Origin of the sequence: Caballeronia sp. LZ016 (assembly GCF_031450805.1) — a bacterium.
Classification (GTDB): Bacteria; Pseudomonadota; Gammaproteobacteria; order Burkholderiales; family Burkholderiaceae; genus Caballeronia.
The window spans coordinates 40,063-57,087 of the sequence record NZ_JARTVY010000004.1 but is presented as its reverse complement, the minus strand read 5'-3'; the positions used below and the strand labels follow the sequence as shown (position 1 = coordinate 57,087).

General features: G+C 62.5%; 13 protein-coding genes. 8 read left to right on the top strand and 5 right to left on the bottom strand.

Going from position 1 to position 17,025, the window contains the following annotated elements; translation table 11 throughout:
• The first annotated feature begins 226 nt into the window (after window positions 1-226).
• The 7 genes from P9220_RS20730 to P9220_RS20700 all read left to right on the top strand — a co-directional run bounded on the left by P9220_RS20730 (window position 227) and on the right by P9220_RS20700 (window position 9,866).
• Window positions 227-2,473, top strand: a complete 2,247-nt coding sequence (locus tag P9220_RS20730) for a polysaccharide biosynthesis tyrosine autokinase (RefSeq protein WP_309767315.1) — start codon at window positions 227-229, stop codon at window positions 2,471-2,473.
• A gap of 71 nt (window positions 2,474-2,544) precedes the next feature.
• On the top strand, window positions 2,545-3,822 hold the full coding sequence (tviB, locus tag P9220_RS20725; protein ID WP_309767313.1) for a Vi polysaccharide biosynthesis UDP-N-acetylglucosamine C-6 dehydrogenase TviB: 1,278 nt from the start codon (window positions 2,545-2,547) through the stop codon (window positions 3,820-3,822).
• Between the two features lie 23 nt (window positions 3,823-3,845).
• Window positions 3,846-4,931: an SDR family oxidoreductase gene (locus tag P9220_RS20720; RefSeq protein WP_309767312.1), complete on the top strand. Its 1,086-nt coding sequence runs from the start codon at window positions 3,846-3,848 to the stop codon at window positions 4,929-4,931.
• A gap of 85 nt (window positions 4,932-5,016) precedes the next feature.
• A complete protein-coding gene (gene murJ / locus P9220_RS20715) occupies window positions 5,017-6,312 on the top strand; it encodes a lipid II flippase MurJ (RefSeq protein WP_309767310.1) in 1,296 nt (431 codons plus the stop codon).
• Window positions 6,309-7,475: a glycosyltransferase family 4 protein gene (locus P9220_RS20710; RefSeq protein WP_309767308.1), complete on the top strand. Its 1,167-nt coding sequence runs from the start codon at window positions 6,309-6,311 to the stop codon at window positions 7,473-7,475. Before murJ ends, P9220_RS20710 begins: the two co-directional genes overlap by 4 nt.
• Window positions 7,476-7,497: 22 nt before the next feature.
• Window positions 7,498-8,673, top strand: coding sequence for a glycosyltransferase family 4 protein (locus P9220_RS20705; protein WP_309767307.1), 1,176 nt, complete (start codon window positions 7,498-7,500; stop codon window positions 8,671-8,673).
• Window positions 8,670-9,866, top strand: a complete 1,197-nt coding sequence (locus P9220_RS20700; RefSeq protein WP_309767306.1) for a glycosyltransferase — start codon at window positions 8,670-8,672, stop codon at window positions 9,864-9,866. The genes P9220_RS20705 and P9220_RS20700 overlap by 4 nt, the downstream gene beginning before the upstream one ends.
• 95 nt (window positions 9,867-9,961) lie before the next feature.
• Here P9220_RS20700 and P9220_RS20695 read toward each other — a convergent pair whose 3' ends face one another.
• From P9220_RS20695 to P9220_RS20685, 3 genes are all read right to left on the bottom strand, one after another.
• Window positions 9,962-10,201 (bottom strand): hypothetical protein, encoded by a 240-nt coding sequence (locus tag P9220_RS20695; RefSeq protein ID WP_309767304.1) that lies wholly within the window; start codon window positions 10,199-10,201, stop codon window positions 9,962-9,964.
• Between the two features lie 196 nt (window positions 10,202-10,397).
• Window positions 10,398-11,501 carry a right-handed parallel beta-helix repeat-containing protein gene (locus P9220_RS20690; protein ID WP_309767302.1) on the bottom strand — a complete coding sequence of 368 codons (1,104 nt, stop codon included), beginning with the start codon at window positions 11,499-11,501 and terminating at the stop codon, window positions 10,398-10,400.
• A 559-nt stretch (window positions 11,502-12,060) separates the two neighbouring features.
• Complete coding sequence (locus tag P9220_RS20685; RefSeq protein WP_309767300.1) at window positions 12,061-13,203, bottom strand: GNAT family N-acetyltransferase; 1,143 nt, start codon at window positions 13,201-13,203, stop codon at window positions 12,061-12,063.
• Between the two features lie 386 nt (window positions 13,204-13,589).
• On the opposite strand from P9220_RS20685, the gene P9220_RS20680 reads away from it, so the two are divergent.
• Window positions 13,590-14,684 carry a GNAT family N-acetyltransferase gene (locus P9220_RS20680; RefSeq protein ID WP_309767298.1) on the top strand — a complete coding sequence of 365 codons (1,095 nt, stop codon included), beginning with the start codon at window positions 13,590-13,592 and terminating at the stop codon, window positions 14,682-14,684.
• A gap of 54 nt (window positions 14,685-14,738) precedes the next feature.
• Here the strand turns inward: P9220_RS20680 and P9220_RS20675 are convergent, their stop codons facing one another.
• Together P9220_RS20675 and P9220_RS20670 are read right to left on the bottom strand one after the other, a co-directional pair.
• Window positions 14,739-15,821, bottom strand: coding sequence for a hypothetical protein (locus P9220_RS20675; RefSeq protein ID WP_309767296.1), 1,083 nt, complete (start codon window positions 15,819-15,821; stop codon window positions 14,739-14,741).
• 88 nt (window positions 15,822-15,909) lie between these two features.
• The gene (locus P9220_RS20670) at window positions 15,910-16,824 is read right to left on the bottom strand and encodes a right-handed parallel beta-helix repeat-containing protein (RefSeq protein ID WP_309767294.1); all 915 of its coding nucleotides are present in this window, start codon (window positions 16,822-16,824) and stop codon (window positions 15,910-15,912) included.
• Window positions 16,825-17,025: the final 201 nt, after the last annotated feature.

Genomic DNA, 17,025 nt, shown 5'->3' with positions numbered 1-17,025 from the left:
ATCTATTTCTCAATCAATTTTTACTGCCGAAACTCAACCGCGGGTCGCAATGTGGTCTTCCGCGCATACCGGCAAAATGCAGGCTGATACGGTTTCACCACGCGCAATTTTCTCTCACGCATCCGGGCTTCGATCATTTGCTTTCCTTATGAAACTGAATGGGAAAAGCATCGCAACACGTGCCCAATCCGTTTGAGCCAACCACACGCGCCGGGACCTGCTCAACATGATTTCCAAAGTCAAAACGTCTGACGAAGCCGCTTCGGATAACGGCGATGAGATTCCCTTCGCGTCGCTGATCGATACGATGATCAACCATCGCGTATTGATTGCGGTGGTGGTCGTGTTCACCGTGCTGCTCGGCGCCGCTTACGCATATCTGAGCCCGCCCATCTATCAGTCCGCGATCCTGATCAAGGTCGAGGACAACAAGGACGTTTCCAATTCGCGCCCCGGCGATCCGCTCAGCAACATGCTGCCGACGCTGGACGACCGCTCGTCGGCGGAAGGGGAAATCCAGGTGCTCGGTTCGAAGCTCGTCGTCTCGCGCGCCGTCGATGCGCTCAAGCTCTATATCAGCGCCTATCCGCGGCGTTTTCCGGTGGTCGGCAACCGGCTCGCCCATCGTGACGGCAAGCTGTCCGAGCCGGGCCTCTTCGGCTTCGGCAACTACGCGTGGGGTGACGAATCGATCACGGTTCCCGACTTCGACGTGCCGCGCCAGCTGGAAGGCGCGAAGTTCATCGTCATCGCGCGCAAGGACGGCCAGTACGAGCTCAGCAACCCCGCGCTCGGCACGCCGGTGGTCGGCACCGTCGGCGAAGTGCTGCTCGTGCAGACGCCGCAAGGTCCCGTGCGGCTGCTCGTCACCGCGATGAAGGGCAACCCGGGCGTGGGCTTCGATGTCGTTCACTATTCGCGGCAACTGACCATCGACGCGATTCAAAGCCAGCTCAAGATTTCCGAACAGGGCAACAAGTCGAGCGTGCTCAAGGTGACGCTGGAAAGCGCGGACCCCGTGCAGGTCGCCGCGACGATCAACGAAATCGGACGCCAGTATGTGAGGCTGAATGGCGATCGTAAGGCGGTGATCGCGGAAAACTCGCTGACCTATCTGCAAAAGCAGTTGCCGGTATTGAAGCGTCAGATGGAAGACGCGGAGAACGCGTACAACTCGTATCGCGACAAGAACGCGATGCTCGATACCGACGAGACCAATCGCCTGCTGCTGAAGCAGACCGCCGATGCGAACGCGCAACTGCTGTCCTTGCGCCATACGCGTGACGATCTCACGACCACGTTTTCGAGCGCGCACCCGCGCATCACATCGATCGACAAGCAGATCGCCGCAACGGAACAGTTCCTCGCGAAGCTCAACGACCGCACGCGCTCCATGCCGATGGAAGAGCAAGGCGCGCTGCGTCTCTTGCGCAATGTCCGCGTAAGCACGGACCTTTATACGGCGCTGCGCAACAACATCGAAGAGATGATGCTGATCAAGGCGGGCAAGGCGGCGTCGGTGCAACTGATCGATACCGCCGACGTGCCGGAGCTGCCGGTCAAGCCGATCAAGTGGCTGGCCATCGCGATCGGGCTCGCGCTCGGACTGTTCCTCGCCGTCGGCCTCGCGATGCTGCTCGACCGCATCTTCCGCGGCGTCACCGATACGCAGGAGATCGAGATCGAGACCGGCCTCAGCGTGTTCGCGACGATTCCGCAGAGCGCGCGCCAGCCGGCGCTCTCCAGCGTCGTCAACGGCACGGCGCCGCGTCAGGCGGTGCTCGCGTCGCAGTTTCCGAAAGACCCGACTGTGGAGGCACTGCGCATCCTGCGTTCCGCGCTGCAGTTCACGCTCGTCGGGGCGCGCAACAACGTGGTGATGATCGCCGGTCCGCTGCCGGGCGTCGGCAAGTCGTTCCTTTCGGCGAATCTCGCGACGGTGCTCGCATCGGGCGGCACGCGCGTGTTGCTGATCGATGCGGACTTGCGCAAGGGCTATCTGCATCGGCAATTCGGGATTCCGCAAGGGCCGGGGCTCGCGAACATCCTGCTCGGCACGCATGCGCTCGAAGGCGCCATCCATCGCGAGGTGCTGCCCAATCTCGACGTGCTGCAAGGCGGCCCTTATCCGTCGAGTCCGGCCGAGCTGCTGCTGAGCGCGAAGTATCGCGACGTCATTCAGGAGGCGTCATCGCTCTATGACATCGTGCTGGTCGATGCGCCGGCCGTGCTCGCGGTCTCCGATGCCGGCGCGATCGCCCCTGCCGCGGCATCGATCTTCCTCGTCGGCCTGTATGGACAGACGCGCGTCGGCGAGATCAAGGAGTCGATGAAGCGGCTCAACCAGACCGGCGCGCGCGTGACCGGCGTGCTGCTCAACGGCGTCTCGCTGCATACGGCGAACAAGGCGCTCGCGGGACGCTATGGCAGCAGCGCCTACGTCGCGCACAACTACGAATCCGCGCCCGAATAAGCGCTTTTCGCGCGAAGCAGGCCATCCGCAGCATCCTATCTACGCGTAGCTTCGAGACTGGAGAGACCTTCATGCGTTCGCTTACTGACCAGAAAATCGCTGTGATCGGCCTGGGCTATGTCGGCCTGCCGCTCGCCGTCGAGTTCAGCAAGCATCATCAGGTAGTCGGATTCGATGTGAACCGCCATCGCATCGACTCGCTGCGCGAAGGACACGACGCGACGCTCGAGGTCGCGGACGACGAACTGCGCGCCGCCGAATCCCTCGCCTTCACCGACGATCCCGCCGCGCTCAAGGACTGCACCGTGTTCATCGCGACAGTGCCGACGCCGATCGACCGTCACAAGCGCCCGGACCTCGGCATGTTGCTGCGGGCGAGCGAAACCATCGGTTCGGCGCTGAAACCGGGCGACGTGGTCATCTATGAATCGACCGTGTATCCCGGCGTGACCGAAGAAGAATGCGTGCCGGTGCTCGAACGCGTGTCGGGGCTGCGCTTCAACGTCGACTTCTTCGCGGGCTATAGCCCCGAGCGCATCAATCCGGGCGACAAGCTGCATCGCCTGCCCGATATCAAGAAGGTCACGTCCGGCTCCACGCCCGAAGTCGCCGATGCGGTTGATGCGCTCTATCGTCAGATCATCACGGCGGGCACGCACAAGGCCAGCAGCATCCGCGTGGCCGAAGCGGCGAAGGCCATCGAGAACACGCAGCGCGACGTGAATATCGCGCTCGTGAACGAGCTGTCGATCATCTTCAACAAGATGAACATCGATACCGAAGCCGTGCTGCTCGCAGCCGGCACGAAGTGGAACTTCCTGAACTTCAGGCCGGGGCTGGTCGGCGGGCATTGCATCGGCGTCGATCCTTATTATCTGACGCACATGGCGCAGTCGATCGGCTACAACCCCGAGATCATCCTTGCGGGACGGCGCCTCAACGACAGCATGGGCACGTACGCGGTGTCTCAGCTCGTCAAGGCGATGACGAAGGCGCGCATCTATATTCCCGGCGCGCGCGTGCTGGTGATGGGTCTCGCATTCAAGGAGAACTGCCCGGACATGCGCAACTCGCGCGTCGTGGATATCGTCACCGAATTGAAGCAATACGGCACTAACGTCGATGTCTACGACCCCTGGATTTCGCGCGAGGACGCGTTCCACGAATACGGCATCCAGCCAATCGAAGAGCCGGCCCAAGGCGTGTATGACGCGATCGTTCTCGCGGTATCGCATCGCGAGTTCGCGGAAATGGGCGCAGCGGCGCTGCACGCGTTCGGCAAGGATCAGCACGTGGTCTATGACCTCAAGTACGTGCTTCCCGCCGAAGCCAGCGACCTGCGCCTGTGATGCCCGCAAGTTCGGAGAACCCGATGCCCGACCGATACGACTCCGTATGCGAAGCGTTGCGCGCCCGTCCGCGAACATGGCTCGTCACCGGCGTGGCCGGCTTTATCGGCTCGAATCTGCTGGAAGCGCTGCTCTCGCTCGATCAGCATGTCGTGGGACTCGACAACTTCGCGACCGGGCATCAGCGCAATCTCGATGAAGTGCGCGGCGTCGTCGATGAGCGGCAATGGCGGCGCTTTCGTTTCATCGAAGGCGACATACGCAGCCTCGACGATTGCAGACGCGCGACCGAAGGCGTCGATCACGTGCTGCACGAAGCGGCGCTCGGCTCGGTGCCGCGTTCCGTGCGCGATCCCATCGCGACGCACGAGGTGAACCTGAGCGGCTTCCTCAACATGCTGTGCGCCGCACGCGATGCGCAGGTCGAGAGCTTCACGTATGCGGCTTCGAGCTCGACTTACGGCGACCATCCGGGCTTGCCGAAAGTGGAAGACCGCATCGGGCAACCACTCTCGCCGTACGCGGTGACGAAGTATGCCAACGAGTTATATGCATCCGTCTTCGCTCGCGCGTATGACTTTCATGCGACGGGGCTGCGTTATTTCAACGTGTTCGGCAAGCGGCAGGACCCCGAGGGCGCCTACGCGGCGGTGATTCCGAAGTGGACCGCCGCGCTCATCGAGGACGAAGCCATCATCATCAACGGCGATGGCGAAACGAGCCGCGACTTCTGCTTCATCGACAACGTGGTGCAGGTGAACATCCTCGCCGCTACGGCGGACCAAGAGGCTAAGGGCCAGGTGTACAACGTCGCGGTCGGCGATCGCACGACGCTCGGGCAGTTGCATCAGGAACTCAAGCGGGCACTCGCGAACCATGGGATAGAGAGCCGCCGGGGAGCCGAATACGGGCCGTTCCGCGCGGGCGACGTGCGTCATTCGCAAGCCGATGTTTCCAAAGCCGAGCGCCTGCTCGGTTATGGGCGCAAGGTGACTTTCGCGGAAGGCGTCGAACGAGCCATGCCGTGGTACATCCGCTTCCTTTCAGACCAAGCTGATCGCGAGCCAATCGGCGCACATGCGCTTTCGGCCGCACGCAGCGGGACATGAGGCCGATGCGTTGATCTCACAATTCGCTGCACTGAAGAATCGCCTCTTGCAGCTCCACCCGGATCACCTGCGCGCGGCGCGAGGGATGGCACGGGTCGCCATCTTCGTTCTGCTCGGGCGTTGCGCGGGCGCGGCGAAGGAGATGGTCATTGCATATCGCTACGGCATCAGCAACGTGGTCGATGCCTATCAGATCACGCTGACGCTCGTCTCGTGGCTGCCCGCCGCGTGCTCGGCCGTGTTCGCGATCGTGCTCGTGCCGGTGTTCGTCGATCTGCGCCGTCAATCCACCGACGAAGAGACGCGCTTTCTCGGCGAACTGCTCGCGTGGGCGATCCTCGTCGGGGTGCTGTTCACCGCGATCATCTACACCGTCTGGCCATACGTCATCGACTTCATGGCGGGCAATCTGTCCGTGCAGACGCGCGAGATGGCGCATCACATGATGGTCGTCATGGCGCCCATCGGCGTGCTCATCATGGTGATCACCGCGTATTCGACGCGGCTGCAATCGCGCGAACGTCACATCGCGACGCTGCTCGACGGCCTGCCCGCCGTGATGACGCTGCTTCTCGTGCTGTTCGTCACCGGCAACACCGCAATGACGCCGCTCATGTACGGCACGCTGCTCGGCTATGTCGCGCTCGTGGCCGTGCTGTGGCCGCTGGCGGGCAAGGTGCATGGCCAGTACAGCCACCTGAGCCTGACGTTCCGGTCGCGTCGCTGGCAGCCGATCTATCACGCGGTGCGCGTCTATATGCTGGGTCAGCTCGTCGTGTGCTGCTCGCCCGCGATCGACCAGTATTTCGTCGCGCATCTCGGCGATGGCGCCGTCGCCACGCTCGGCTATGCGAATCGCGTGTTCGGGCTGCTGCTGAGCATGGGCGCGCTCGCCATCGCGCAAGGCACGCTGCCGGTGCTGTCCGACATCCTCGGCAAGGACGACATCAATCGCGCGCGTCATACCGCGTTCCAGTGGTCGCTGGTCGCGCTCGGCGCGGGGGCGGCCGGTGCGGTCATCGCGTATCCGCTTGCGCCGTGGGTCGTCGAAGTGCTGTTCCAGCGGGGCGCGTTCACGGCACAGAACACGGTGCTCGTCGCCGACCTGATGCGCTTTGCGCTCGTGCAGTTGCCGTTCTACTTCGCGTCGCTGGTGATGATGAACCTGCTGTCGGTCGAGGGCCGCTACAAGGACATGGCCATCGTGACGGCGCTCGGCTTCGCGGTGAAGGTTGTCGCGAATGCGGTGCTCACGCGATGGATCGGCATGCCGGGCGTGCTCGTCGCGACCGGCTTCATGCACGCGACAGTGTTCTTCGTGTCGATGACGATCACCCGGCGCGTCCCGCCAGCCAATCTCACCGGAGGCACGGTCCGATGAACATCACGCTGCTGGTCAGCTCGATGGGAAGCGGCGGCGCCGAACGCGTCGCGGCCACGCTCGTCAATGCGTGGAGCGAACGCGGCGACGATGTCACGCTGATCGCCACGTATAGCCGCAAGCGTCCGTGCTTCTATGCGCTGTCGGAGAAGGTGCGCTTCATTCATCTTGCCGATCGCGTCGGCAAGCGTCGCGGCGGCGTAGTCGGTTATATCGAACGTCAGCTTGCCTTGCGCACGCTGATACGCGAAAGCCGCGCGGATGTGGTCGTCTCTTTTCTCTACAACGTCAACGTGGCGAGCGTGCTTGCGACGATGGGCCAGCGCGTGCCGCTCATCGTATGCGAGCACAACGACCCTTCCGCCGACGGCCGCTCAGCGTTCTGGAAGCTCGCGACGCGCCTTGCGTACCCCCACGCGGACGCCGTCACGGTGCTGACCGAGAACGTCGTCGAACCGTTCCGCGCGATGGTGCCGGGCGTTCGGCACATGACCGTCCTGCCGAATCCGTTGCCGCCGGAACTCTTCTCGCAGCCCGCGCCCGCTGCGAGCGTGGATGGGCGCTTGCGCCTCGTATCGTTCGGGCGGCTGCATCCGCAGAAGAACTACGGCTTGCTGATCGATGCGTTCGCATCGGTGGCCCAACGCTTTGCGCACTGGGACCTGACGATCTGGGGCGAAGGCGCGGAACGCGCTCTATTGCAGGCGCGAATCGATGAACTCGGCCTCAAGGATCGCGTGTTCATGCCCGGCGTGACGAACGAACCGTGGCTGGAAATGCGACGCGCGCAAGCGTTCGCGATGTCATCGCGTTTCGAAGGCTTCGGGCTCGCGCTTGCAGAAAGCATGGCGCTCGGCGTGCCAGCGGTGGCCGTCGATTGCCCGAGCGGCCCGCGCGACATCACGCGCGACGGGCAGGACGCACTGCTCGTGCCGCCGAACGACCGCGAAGCGCTCGCGGACGCGTTGGCCCGATTGCTCGGCGACGAAGCCTTGCGCGGGGAACTCGCCCGCAAGGGCGCGCAGTCGATCAGGGAGCGCTACGCGGCGAGCGCGATCCTGCGCATATGGGACGACCTCTTCGCGCGCATCGGCGCATGCACCGGAAACGCAGAGCAGCCGGCGTCGATGAGCATGGGAAGTCATCAGCGGCAGGTGCTTTGAACGCAGAACGGAGATCCGGGCCATGAACAAAGTCATCCTCTTTGCCAACACCGACTGGTATCTCTACAACTTTCGCCTGTCGCTCGCGTATCGCTTGCGCGACATGGGTCACGAAGTCGTGCTGATATCGCCGCCCGGCGAATACGGGCCGCGTCTGCGGGAACTCGGCTTTCGCTGGCATGCCGTGCCGATGATTCGCCGCAGCCTCAATCCGCTTCGCGAACTGAATCTCGTCTTGTGGCTCGCGCGATTGTTTCGTGAGGAACGCGCGACGCTGGTGCATGGCTTCACCATCAAGAGCGCGGTGTACGGCTCGCTCGGCGCCAAGCTCGCGGGCGTGCCGGCGCGCGTGAACTCGGTCGCGGGACTGGGTTACGTGTTCACGAGCCGCGATATCAAGGCGCGGCTGTTGCGCCCGGTCGTTCGCCGCGTATTGCGGCTCGCGCTCGACGGCGACGGTTGCGCGCTCATCCTGCAGAATCCCGACGATGTGCAGATGTTCAGGAAAGCGCGTCTCGTCGACGACACCGCCGTTCATCTCATCAAAGGTTCCGGCGTGAATTGCGCACGCTTCAAGGCGCGTCCCGGCGATGCCCCGCTGTCGCGCGAGCCGCTACGTGCGTTGCTTGCCGCGCGCATGCTGTGGGACAAGGGCATCGCCGAATTCATCGACGCGGCGCGCGCATTGAAGCGCGAAGGCCGCACGATCCGCTTCATCCTCGCGGGAATGCCGGATGCGGGGAATCCCGCCTCCATCGATCGCGCGACGATAGAAGGTTGGGTCTCCGAAGGACTGGTCGAATGGCGCGGCCACGTCAGCGACATGCCCGCGCTGCTCGCCGACACCGACGTCATGGTGCTGCCGAGCTATCGCGAGGGCTTGCCGAAATCGCTGATCGAAGCTGCCGCGTGTGCGCTGCCGCTCATCACCACCGACGCGCCCGGTTGCCGCGAAGTCGTCAGCGTGAACGGCGAAGATGGACTGATCGTGCCGGTGCGCGATGCCGTCGCACTCGCCGATGCAATGCGCCTGATCGACGACGATCGCGCGCTCGCACGCAAGCTCGGCCTCGCCGCACGCGACAAGGCGCTGCGCGAGTTCGACGAAGCGATCGTCATCGACAAGACGCTCGGCGTGTATCAGACGCTTGCGCCGGTGCGCCAGGCCGCGCCTTCATCCGTCGGCATCGCGCCGTGAAGATCGTTCATGTCATCACCGCGCTGCCCGCGGATGGCGCGGAAATGCTGCTGTACCGGCTGATACGCGCGTCGCGTGAAAGCGGCGTGCGGCACACGGTCATCTCGCTGTCGTCGGAGGACACGCTCGCTGCGCGCATCCGCGAAGCCGGCGCCGAAGTGCGCATTCTCGGCATGCGGCGCGGCGCACCGGGACCGGCGAAGTTCGCGACGCTCGTGCGCTGGCTCGACGAGCTCGATCCCGATATCGTGCAGAGCTGGCTTTATCACGGCGATCTGATGGGCGGCCTCGCGCTGCATGCCGCAAACGCATGGCGACGTCTGCGCGGCTCGCGCGCGCCGCGTCCCGCGCTCGTGTGGGGCATTCATCACACGGACCTGCGTTCGGCCGGCAGCAGCCGCATGACGCGCTGGGTCACGAAGGCGTGCGCGCTGTTATCCGCGCGCGTGCCCGACTCCATCGTGTGCTGCGGCGAAGCGGCGTTGCGATCGCACGTGGAAGGCGGATACTGCGCTGCAAAGATGACCGTGATCCCCAACGGTTTCGAACTGGATGTCTTCAGGCCGATGCCCGATGCGCGCGACGCCTTGCGCCGCGAGCTCGGCTTCGATGCGGCTGCGCCGGTGATCGGCATCGTCGGGCGATACCACGCGGTAAAGGACTATCCGAACTTCATCGCGGCGATGCGCCGCGTGCTCGACGTGCTGCCCGAGTGCCGCTTCGTGATGGCGGGCCGTGGGCTGGATGCCGGCAATCGCGCGCTCATGGCGCTGCTGGATGACGCGGGTATCGCGCATGCGGGGCGTCTGCTCGGCGCGCTGCGCCATCCGGAGACGATGCTCGCCGGGCTCGATGTGTTCTGCCTGTCGTCGCGCAGCGAAGGACTGCCCACGGTCGTAGGCGAAGCGATGGCCTGCCGCGTGCCTTGCGTGGCCACGGACGTGGGCGACACCGCATGGCTTATCGGCGACACGGGGTTGATCGCGCCGCCTGAAGACGCGGACGCACTGGCGCGCGCGCTCATCACCATGTTGACGATGCCCGCGAACGAACGGTCGAGACTGGGGCTGGCCGCTCGCGAGCGAATCGAACGTGTTTTCTCGATCGAAACGAGCTGGCGCCGCTATGAAGAGACGTACGTCCGTACGGCGAATGCGTTGCGCGCATCGCGTGCCGAACGACTCAGCGCGTGATTGCGTCGGATATCGGCAGACAGACTGAGGATTGAGGCAAAGCTAGCGAGTGCGTCGCGTGCGCTGCGAGGACCGCAGAATTTGCACGTCGCAAGTCATTTGTGATGACCCGAGCGCGACGAGTGCCCCGCTTCCTTCGGATTGAGTTCGTCCGACTTGTGCATGCGGCCGCGCAAGCCCCAGAGACCGGATGATCTCTCGCCGCCGCCTTCGTCGCTGCCTTTGCCGCGCCGATGCCGCCGCCGCGAAGGCAGCAGCACATCGGCCGCCGCCAGCAAGGCGAGCGCAACGACAGCGAAAAACACTATCGTGCCGACAGTAGTGGCGAAGTCCATTCCCTCTCCAGACGAATCGACGCTGGGTAATCCCGCAGCCGGGACTACTTAGAGCAGCATCCATGCCATTAGTTTTCGGCATTTTCCGCCGAAAGTTGAGGCCCCGTACAGGTGATTGTAAGAAAAAGACACTTGCGCAAACGAGAGCGCGGCGCCGGCGGGCCGCTCTCTCGTGCCCGGCGATGAACCGCTTCGCTTAACGCGTGTAGGTCATGTTCGTCACTTCGACCGACGGACCTGCATTGTCCCAGTCCGTCTTGCTGAAGCCGAGCGCCGAGTGCAGATAGACCGGCTTGTCGCTGCTGATATGACCCGTCACCGAATAGCCGTTCAGTTGCAGGCCGCCCACTGCATACGCCACGTGATAGGCGGCATTGTCGTGATGGTTGGTGATATCGATCGACACGTTCTTCGCCACCGGCCCCGGCAGCATGCCGAGATACACCAGGATGCCGTAGCGCGTGTTGTTCGTCGTCGGGCTGATGATCTTGATGTTCTGCAGCACCGCGTTGTTGTTGTTCGGCTCGATGTCGAGTCCGGCCGAAGGCAGCGTGCCCTTCGTGTTCGACCACGTCGGCGTATCGAACGTGATGTTGCTGCCGCTCGTGATCGTCGCGCCCTGGCGACGGTTTCCGTCCGCGAGGTGCTTGGTGATGGTCACGCCATTGCTCGGCGTCGTGCGCGTGCGATACGAATTGCCGATGTACACGCCATCGCCCCAGCAGTTGATCGTCGTCGGCGACGTGATGGTGACATTGCTCGCGCCGGCGATGGAAAGGCCCATGCCCTGGCCGCCATCGTTCGGATCGTTCGTCGCGGAGTTGAGCTCCTTGCTGCCGTCGAGATACGCGTTCTCGATCTGCACGTTGTTGACGTCCCACATACGCATGATCTGGTAGCTCGCCGCGTTGTGCGCGAGCAGCTTGATCGACGCGCCGCTTGCGAAGCGGATATGCGAATTCGAGCGCAGGTCCACGCCCGCGGAGTCGATGCGCACCTTGCCGGAGATCAGCAGGATCTTGCCGACGGAACCGTCGATGGCCTTCTGAAGCGCGACGCGGTCGTTCGTGACGCCGTCGGCCTTCACGCCGAACGAGCTTGCGTTGACGACCGTGCCGGACGTGGCCGTGGTGGCCGCCGCTTGCGTCGACGAGGCGACGTCCGTGCTCGATGCCGCCGTTGTCGTGGCGGCCGAGTTGCGGCGCCAGCGCTTGTCGGTGGCGGCGAGATCATCGGCGCTGCCGCCGCCGCATGCGGCCAGCACCATCACGCCGGTGCAGGCGGCAATTGCGTTAAGCAATTTACGACGTGTGAAAAGGGGATTCTGGATTTGCTCGGAAGAAAGAAGATTTTGTCTGGAAAAGGGCATTGTGCTTGACGTTATTAATAGGCGACTGGGAAAAAGAATGTCCGTCGAGACCGTAACTCGGACGAATGCGGAGCGTTTAACCGGGGCCGAAAAGTTGCCCAAAGCATGCAAGGCCGCGAATGCCGGTCAAACTTACTTCATAACGCTTGCGCGCAAAGTATCTAATACCGATACCGGGTCCGTATGATACAGAACGTGGTATGACAATTCGGAACGTTTCGTAACGCGATGTAACAATCGGGCGGGAACAGGTCGAAATGGCGGGAACGTACGTTCGCTCAATCCCCCGCCAGGCGGGGGATTGAGGAAACCGTTTGCATAATGATCGGACGATTAAAATAAAATCGCCGCAGACGCGAATATGAAGCCGTCGTTGCTACCGAACCACGGGTTTCACGTATGAAGAAAAGAGAATATCTTGCCGTTTATATTGCTCGTATTAAACGGTCGCCAGGCATAATGGATTGCTTTATTCCCCGAAAATGGGCCTTCAAAGTTTTTCCGACGCGACTTCTGCCTTTCCACGCCGCATCCCTGCCCGGATCGCCGCGAGCCTCGTCAAGCCGTCGTTCATGGCGAATGCCACGCGCCCCCAGGACGACTGCGCAATCTGAGCACTCGACGCTGCCGACATATTCCCCTTGCTCCAATACGGCTTGAACGTCTCCGAGCCGACGCCCAGGTCGAAATCCATGCTGTTCTCGACGGCCCAGCGCACCCACGCTTCGGTCGAGATCGCACCCGGCGCGAGCTTGCTGCGCTCCCGGTCGAATCCGGCCATCACGCCGAGCATGATTTTTCGGCCGAGGCCGACCATGTTCGCGGCGATCGGCGCGCCGTCGAGCAGCAGCACCATGACGCGGGCGTAAGGCCTGCCGTCGCTGTCCGCCGGATGATTCGCAAGAGCGACGAGATAATCGCGGAACGCCTGCGAATAGAGCCACGCCCCCTTCTTGTCGACGCGTTCGGCCCAACTGCGCTTGCACGCGAGCATCCAGTCGATCATGCGTGCGTTCTCTTCTTCGTCGTCGGGGCCGAGAAAGCGCATCTCGACCTGGCCCTGACGTTCGAGCTTCCTGAGCAGCGCACCCGGCTTCTTCCCCGACAACGTGCCGAGCGATGCCGCGAAGCTTTCCCAGTCCTTCTCACGAGACAAACGCGCGATGGCATAAGGATGCTCCTTCGACGTCATCAGTCCGTCATGCGCCATGGCGAGGCGGAAGAGCGTGTCGTCGTGATCGAGATAAGGCAGCAGGAAGATATCGGACGGACAACGTTCGAGCGCGGCGCGCCAGATCGATTCAATCAGTTGAACTGAAGCATGGTCAGGATCGATCAGCACGGTCGTATAGTCAGCCGATTCCGGACTCAATGGCCGCAGCACGGTCCACAGCCGGTTGCGCGAACGAACGAGCGGCCACACGGCAATGAGCCGCTCACCGCGACGCACCGCGATGATGCGAAGCGATCGTCCGATGGGCTTCGCCACGCGCTCCCAGCTCAGCCAGCAAGTCACGAAGGACTCGTGATGCCGGCCGTCGGCGCGACGCCATAGCGCGTGCCATTCGTCGCCGAGCGCGCGAAATTCCTCTGTCGTTTTGATGATGTCGATACGTTGGGCCGGTGCAATCATGAATCTCTCTGCGACGATGCAAGGGTTACGATGGCAGCGCTCGAATGAAGTCCGCCACGAGTATGGCAAGCAATCCATTGGCTGTCCTGCGCTTGGCGCATCTTGCATCGCGGAGCAACCGGCGCAACGTGCGATGCCGTACAGTGGTGCACGCGAGTGGTCAATTACCCTCCGGTAAGCTCCTGTAATAAGTCGCGCGACGACTCTGCTTGACATCGTCGAAACTTATGCATTGCCTCTTCTGACATACGACGTCGACACCGCTTCTTCACTCTGTCTTCGCCAGCATCCGAGCGCTGTCGACTGCGTGCGAACGCCTGCGTTTCAAGCCTTTCGCGGATTTAAACGCGTAGCGAACTGCATCATGAACCGAGTTGCGAGGGACAATGGATAACGAATGCTATTCAGTCAGCTCTTCACCTGTTGCGACCAAGCCGAAGCCGGCGAAAGCGAAACCGAATAAAGCGAAGGACAACATCAACACCGTGGTCGCGGGCAATATCAAACCCCAAGGCCTGACCGCACGATCGATCTTTCACGAACCGTGGTGGCTCGAAGCAGCGACCGACGGCAAATGGGGCATTGTCGAAGTCAAACAGGGCGATGACGTCATTGGTGAAATGCCCTATATGCTGGAACGCAAAGGCTTGTGGCGCATTTGTGAATTGCCGCCGCTGACACGCACGCTCGGTCCCGTCATCAAGCCGCAACGCGCAGGCGGCAGTGAGCGTGAGTGGTGTTATCGCATGGAGATCGCGAATCAGCTCGTCTCGAAGCTGCCAGCGTGCGCGCACTTTCATCAACTGATGGACACGCGCATGTCGGAAGCGGAGGCCATTGCCTTTTCGCTGCATGGCTACGATGTGTCCATCGGCTACACGATGGAGATCCCAGCTGAACGCACGGAAAGCGAAGCGTGGTCGGCCCTGCGCCGCAATACGCGCAACTGGGTGCGGCGTGCGACCGAACGCCTCACGATACGAGAGATTGCGAGCCCCGATAGCTTCGTCGACTTCTACGACAGCAACCTCGCCGTTCGCAAGCGCAACAACGTCTATGGCTCGACGATCATGCGGCGCGTGCTCGGCGAAGTGCGCGCGCGCAATGCGGGCGTGATGCTCGGCGCATTCGACGACAACGGCACGCTCGTCGCCGAAACCGCGCTGGTCTGGGATGACCGTGCGGTGTATTACATGCTGTCGTCGCGCCGCGCGGATGCACACGGCGGCGCAATCAGTCTTCTGATCTGGGAAGCGGCGCGTATCGCGCGCGAGAAGAAGCTCATCTTCGATCTCGACGGCATCTCGACCGCGACCATCCTCGACTTCCTGTCGGGCTTCGGCGGACGGCTCGTCACGCGCTATGAGATCGAACGCATGCGTGCCGACTACGGCGCGCTGCGCACGGTGCTTCGCGGCGAAAAGATGGCGAGCAAGACGGGTGCGAAACGCCTGCGCAAGGCGCCGCTCGAGAAGACCTGAAGCCGCGTCGTCATCGGCGGCCGATGCCGTCGATGACGTATCGTTCGATGTCTTCTAGCTGCCGATGAAGTAGGCGTACACGCCTTCGTAATAGCTCTTGATGACTTCAGCGGACAGCACCAGCATTATCCCTACTACCCACCATATCGAGAATGCGTTTCGAAAGCGAATCTGCGGCATGATGAAAATCATCATGAGCGGGATGCAATACCATACACGCCCCTTGCCGAACGGAAACAGCACGAACGCAAGCAGCAGATAAAGCACCAGCACGATATGCATCGTGCAAAGCTCGGTCCATACGGTGGATTTCGCCGCCGGCCTGTTCTTCCACTCGGAATAAAGAAACACGATGGAAGCCGTCATGTAGATGACGAGCAGAATCACCAGCTTGATCGTGAAATCGTTCTGATAACCCGAGTATTCCTCGATCCGCCTGCCCCCGAAGTTCCTGAACAGGAAGCCCGCCGACGAGACGAGCACGAAGGCCATCGCGCTCGCGCTCGCGAACGCAAGGCGCCTGCGGTCGCCGCACAGGCGGATCGTCAGCAGCAGCAGCGCGGGTATCGCGAAGGTCGTATGAACGAAGCATGCGAGCACCCATCCGGTGACGGGGCGGTGATAGCGCAGTGTGAACAGCATCGCGATGCCGAACGCCATGCCCTGCCGGATCTGGAAAGTGCCGACCGTCGCGAGCGCCATCGGCACGACCGCCCAGAGAACCAGGCCCAATAGCGGCCGCCGGACTTCGAGCAGTGCGATGAACACCAGCGCATTGAGCATGACGACCGTGATGCGAACGCCGGTTTCGGGCGTGAAGCCGAGCGCATTGAGCCCCACCACCCACGCGCGCCAGCCGAACTCCTCGGTGACCGTGCTGATGATGAACGCGAGCGTCGACGTCCGCGCCTTATAGGTACTGACGAACCAGTCCCACGTCGTTCGGCGGAAATACTCGAGATAATTGTCCTGGTCGAGCACGGCCGAAACGTGCCGCGGGCTCGTCGCCATGATGACGAGAATGACCACGGCGAGCGTGACGAAGAGCCATCCGCCCGGCGTCGCGAGAAAATGTTGCCCACGATGCACGACACGCGAGGCCGATGCGCTTCGACCCTGCATCGCTCTTGCTCTCATCGAAGAATCCTCGCGTGAATTGTGGCATCGGACAGCGTGCGGCGATGCGTGCGCGGAGTCTGTGCGCTGTCCCACAGCATGTGAGGCTCTAGCGAACCAGCCGCAATCCGGTGACGACGATAGCCGGCCCGCGCTTGTCATAGTCGATGCTTTCCACGGATGCGAGCCGCGAATCCACCCATGTCGGAGAGCGGCTCTCCACGCGGCCTTTCACGATGAAGCCCTTCGTATCCAGACCGGACACGCTGAAGGCATTGTCGGTCGAGCCTTCATCGCGATGACCGCTGATCGAGATAGTCACCTGCTTCGCGAGCGGCCCGGGAAGCTCCGCGAGAAAGACCAGAATGCCGATATGGCAATTGCGCGTGACGGGATCGACGACGCGGATGTTCTCGAGCACGTCGCGATTCGAATTAGGCTCGATATCCAGTCCCGCCGATGGCGCCGTGCCCGCGATGTTCTGCCACGTACAGCGCTCTATCGCGATGTTCCGGCCGCTGATGATCGAGACGCCCTGCCGCCTGCAATCGCTCGCGTGATGTTCGATCAGGCGAATGTCCTCGGGCGCGACGGAAGGCGAGCGATAACTGTTGGCGATATACACGCCATCGCCCCAGCAGCCGGTCGTGGTGGCCGAGCGAATGGTCACGTCCGTGCTGCCCGCGATGGAAATGCCCATGCCGTAACCTTCCTCGCGACGCTTCGGCTTTGCCGCGTTCAACTCCTTGCTGCCGTCGAGCATCGCGTTTTCCAGTACCACATTGGTCACGTCCCAGAGGCGAATGATCTGGTAAAAGGGCGTATCGTGGGCGAGCAGTTTGATCGACGCACCCGGCTCGAAACGCACGCGCGATCCGCTGCGCAGATCGAGGCCCTTCGCGTCGATTCGGCAGCGTCCTTCGATCAGGAGCGTCTTGCCGACGGCTGCATCGATAGCGGCCTGAAGGCGCAGGCGGTCGTTGGTCGTCCCGTCGCCCTTTACGCCGAACGCACTGGACCTCACGATGTCCGCGGCGTGAACGGGCACTCGAGCAAGGGTTTGTACCAGCGCACCGGAGGCAATCAGCTTTAACGCAATCCTTCTTTTTCGCATGACGCGGCAGGCTCCTTGGCGTCGTTCGGGTACATCGAATGAAATGTGAGTTCTCAAACTTATACGCGATGAACGGCCCGTTACGCTACCGCGCAACGCATCTTCCTTAGG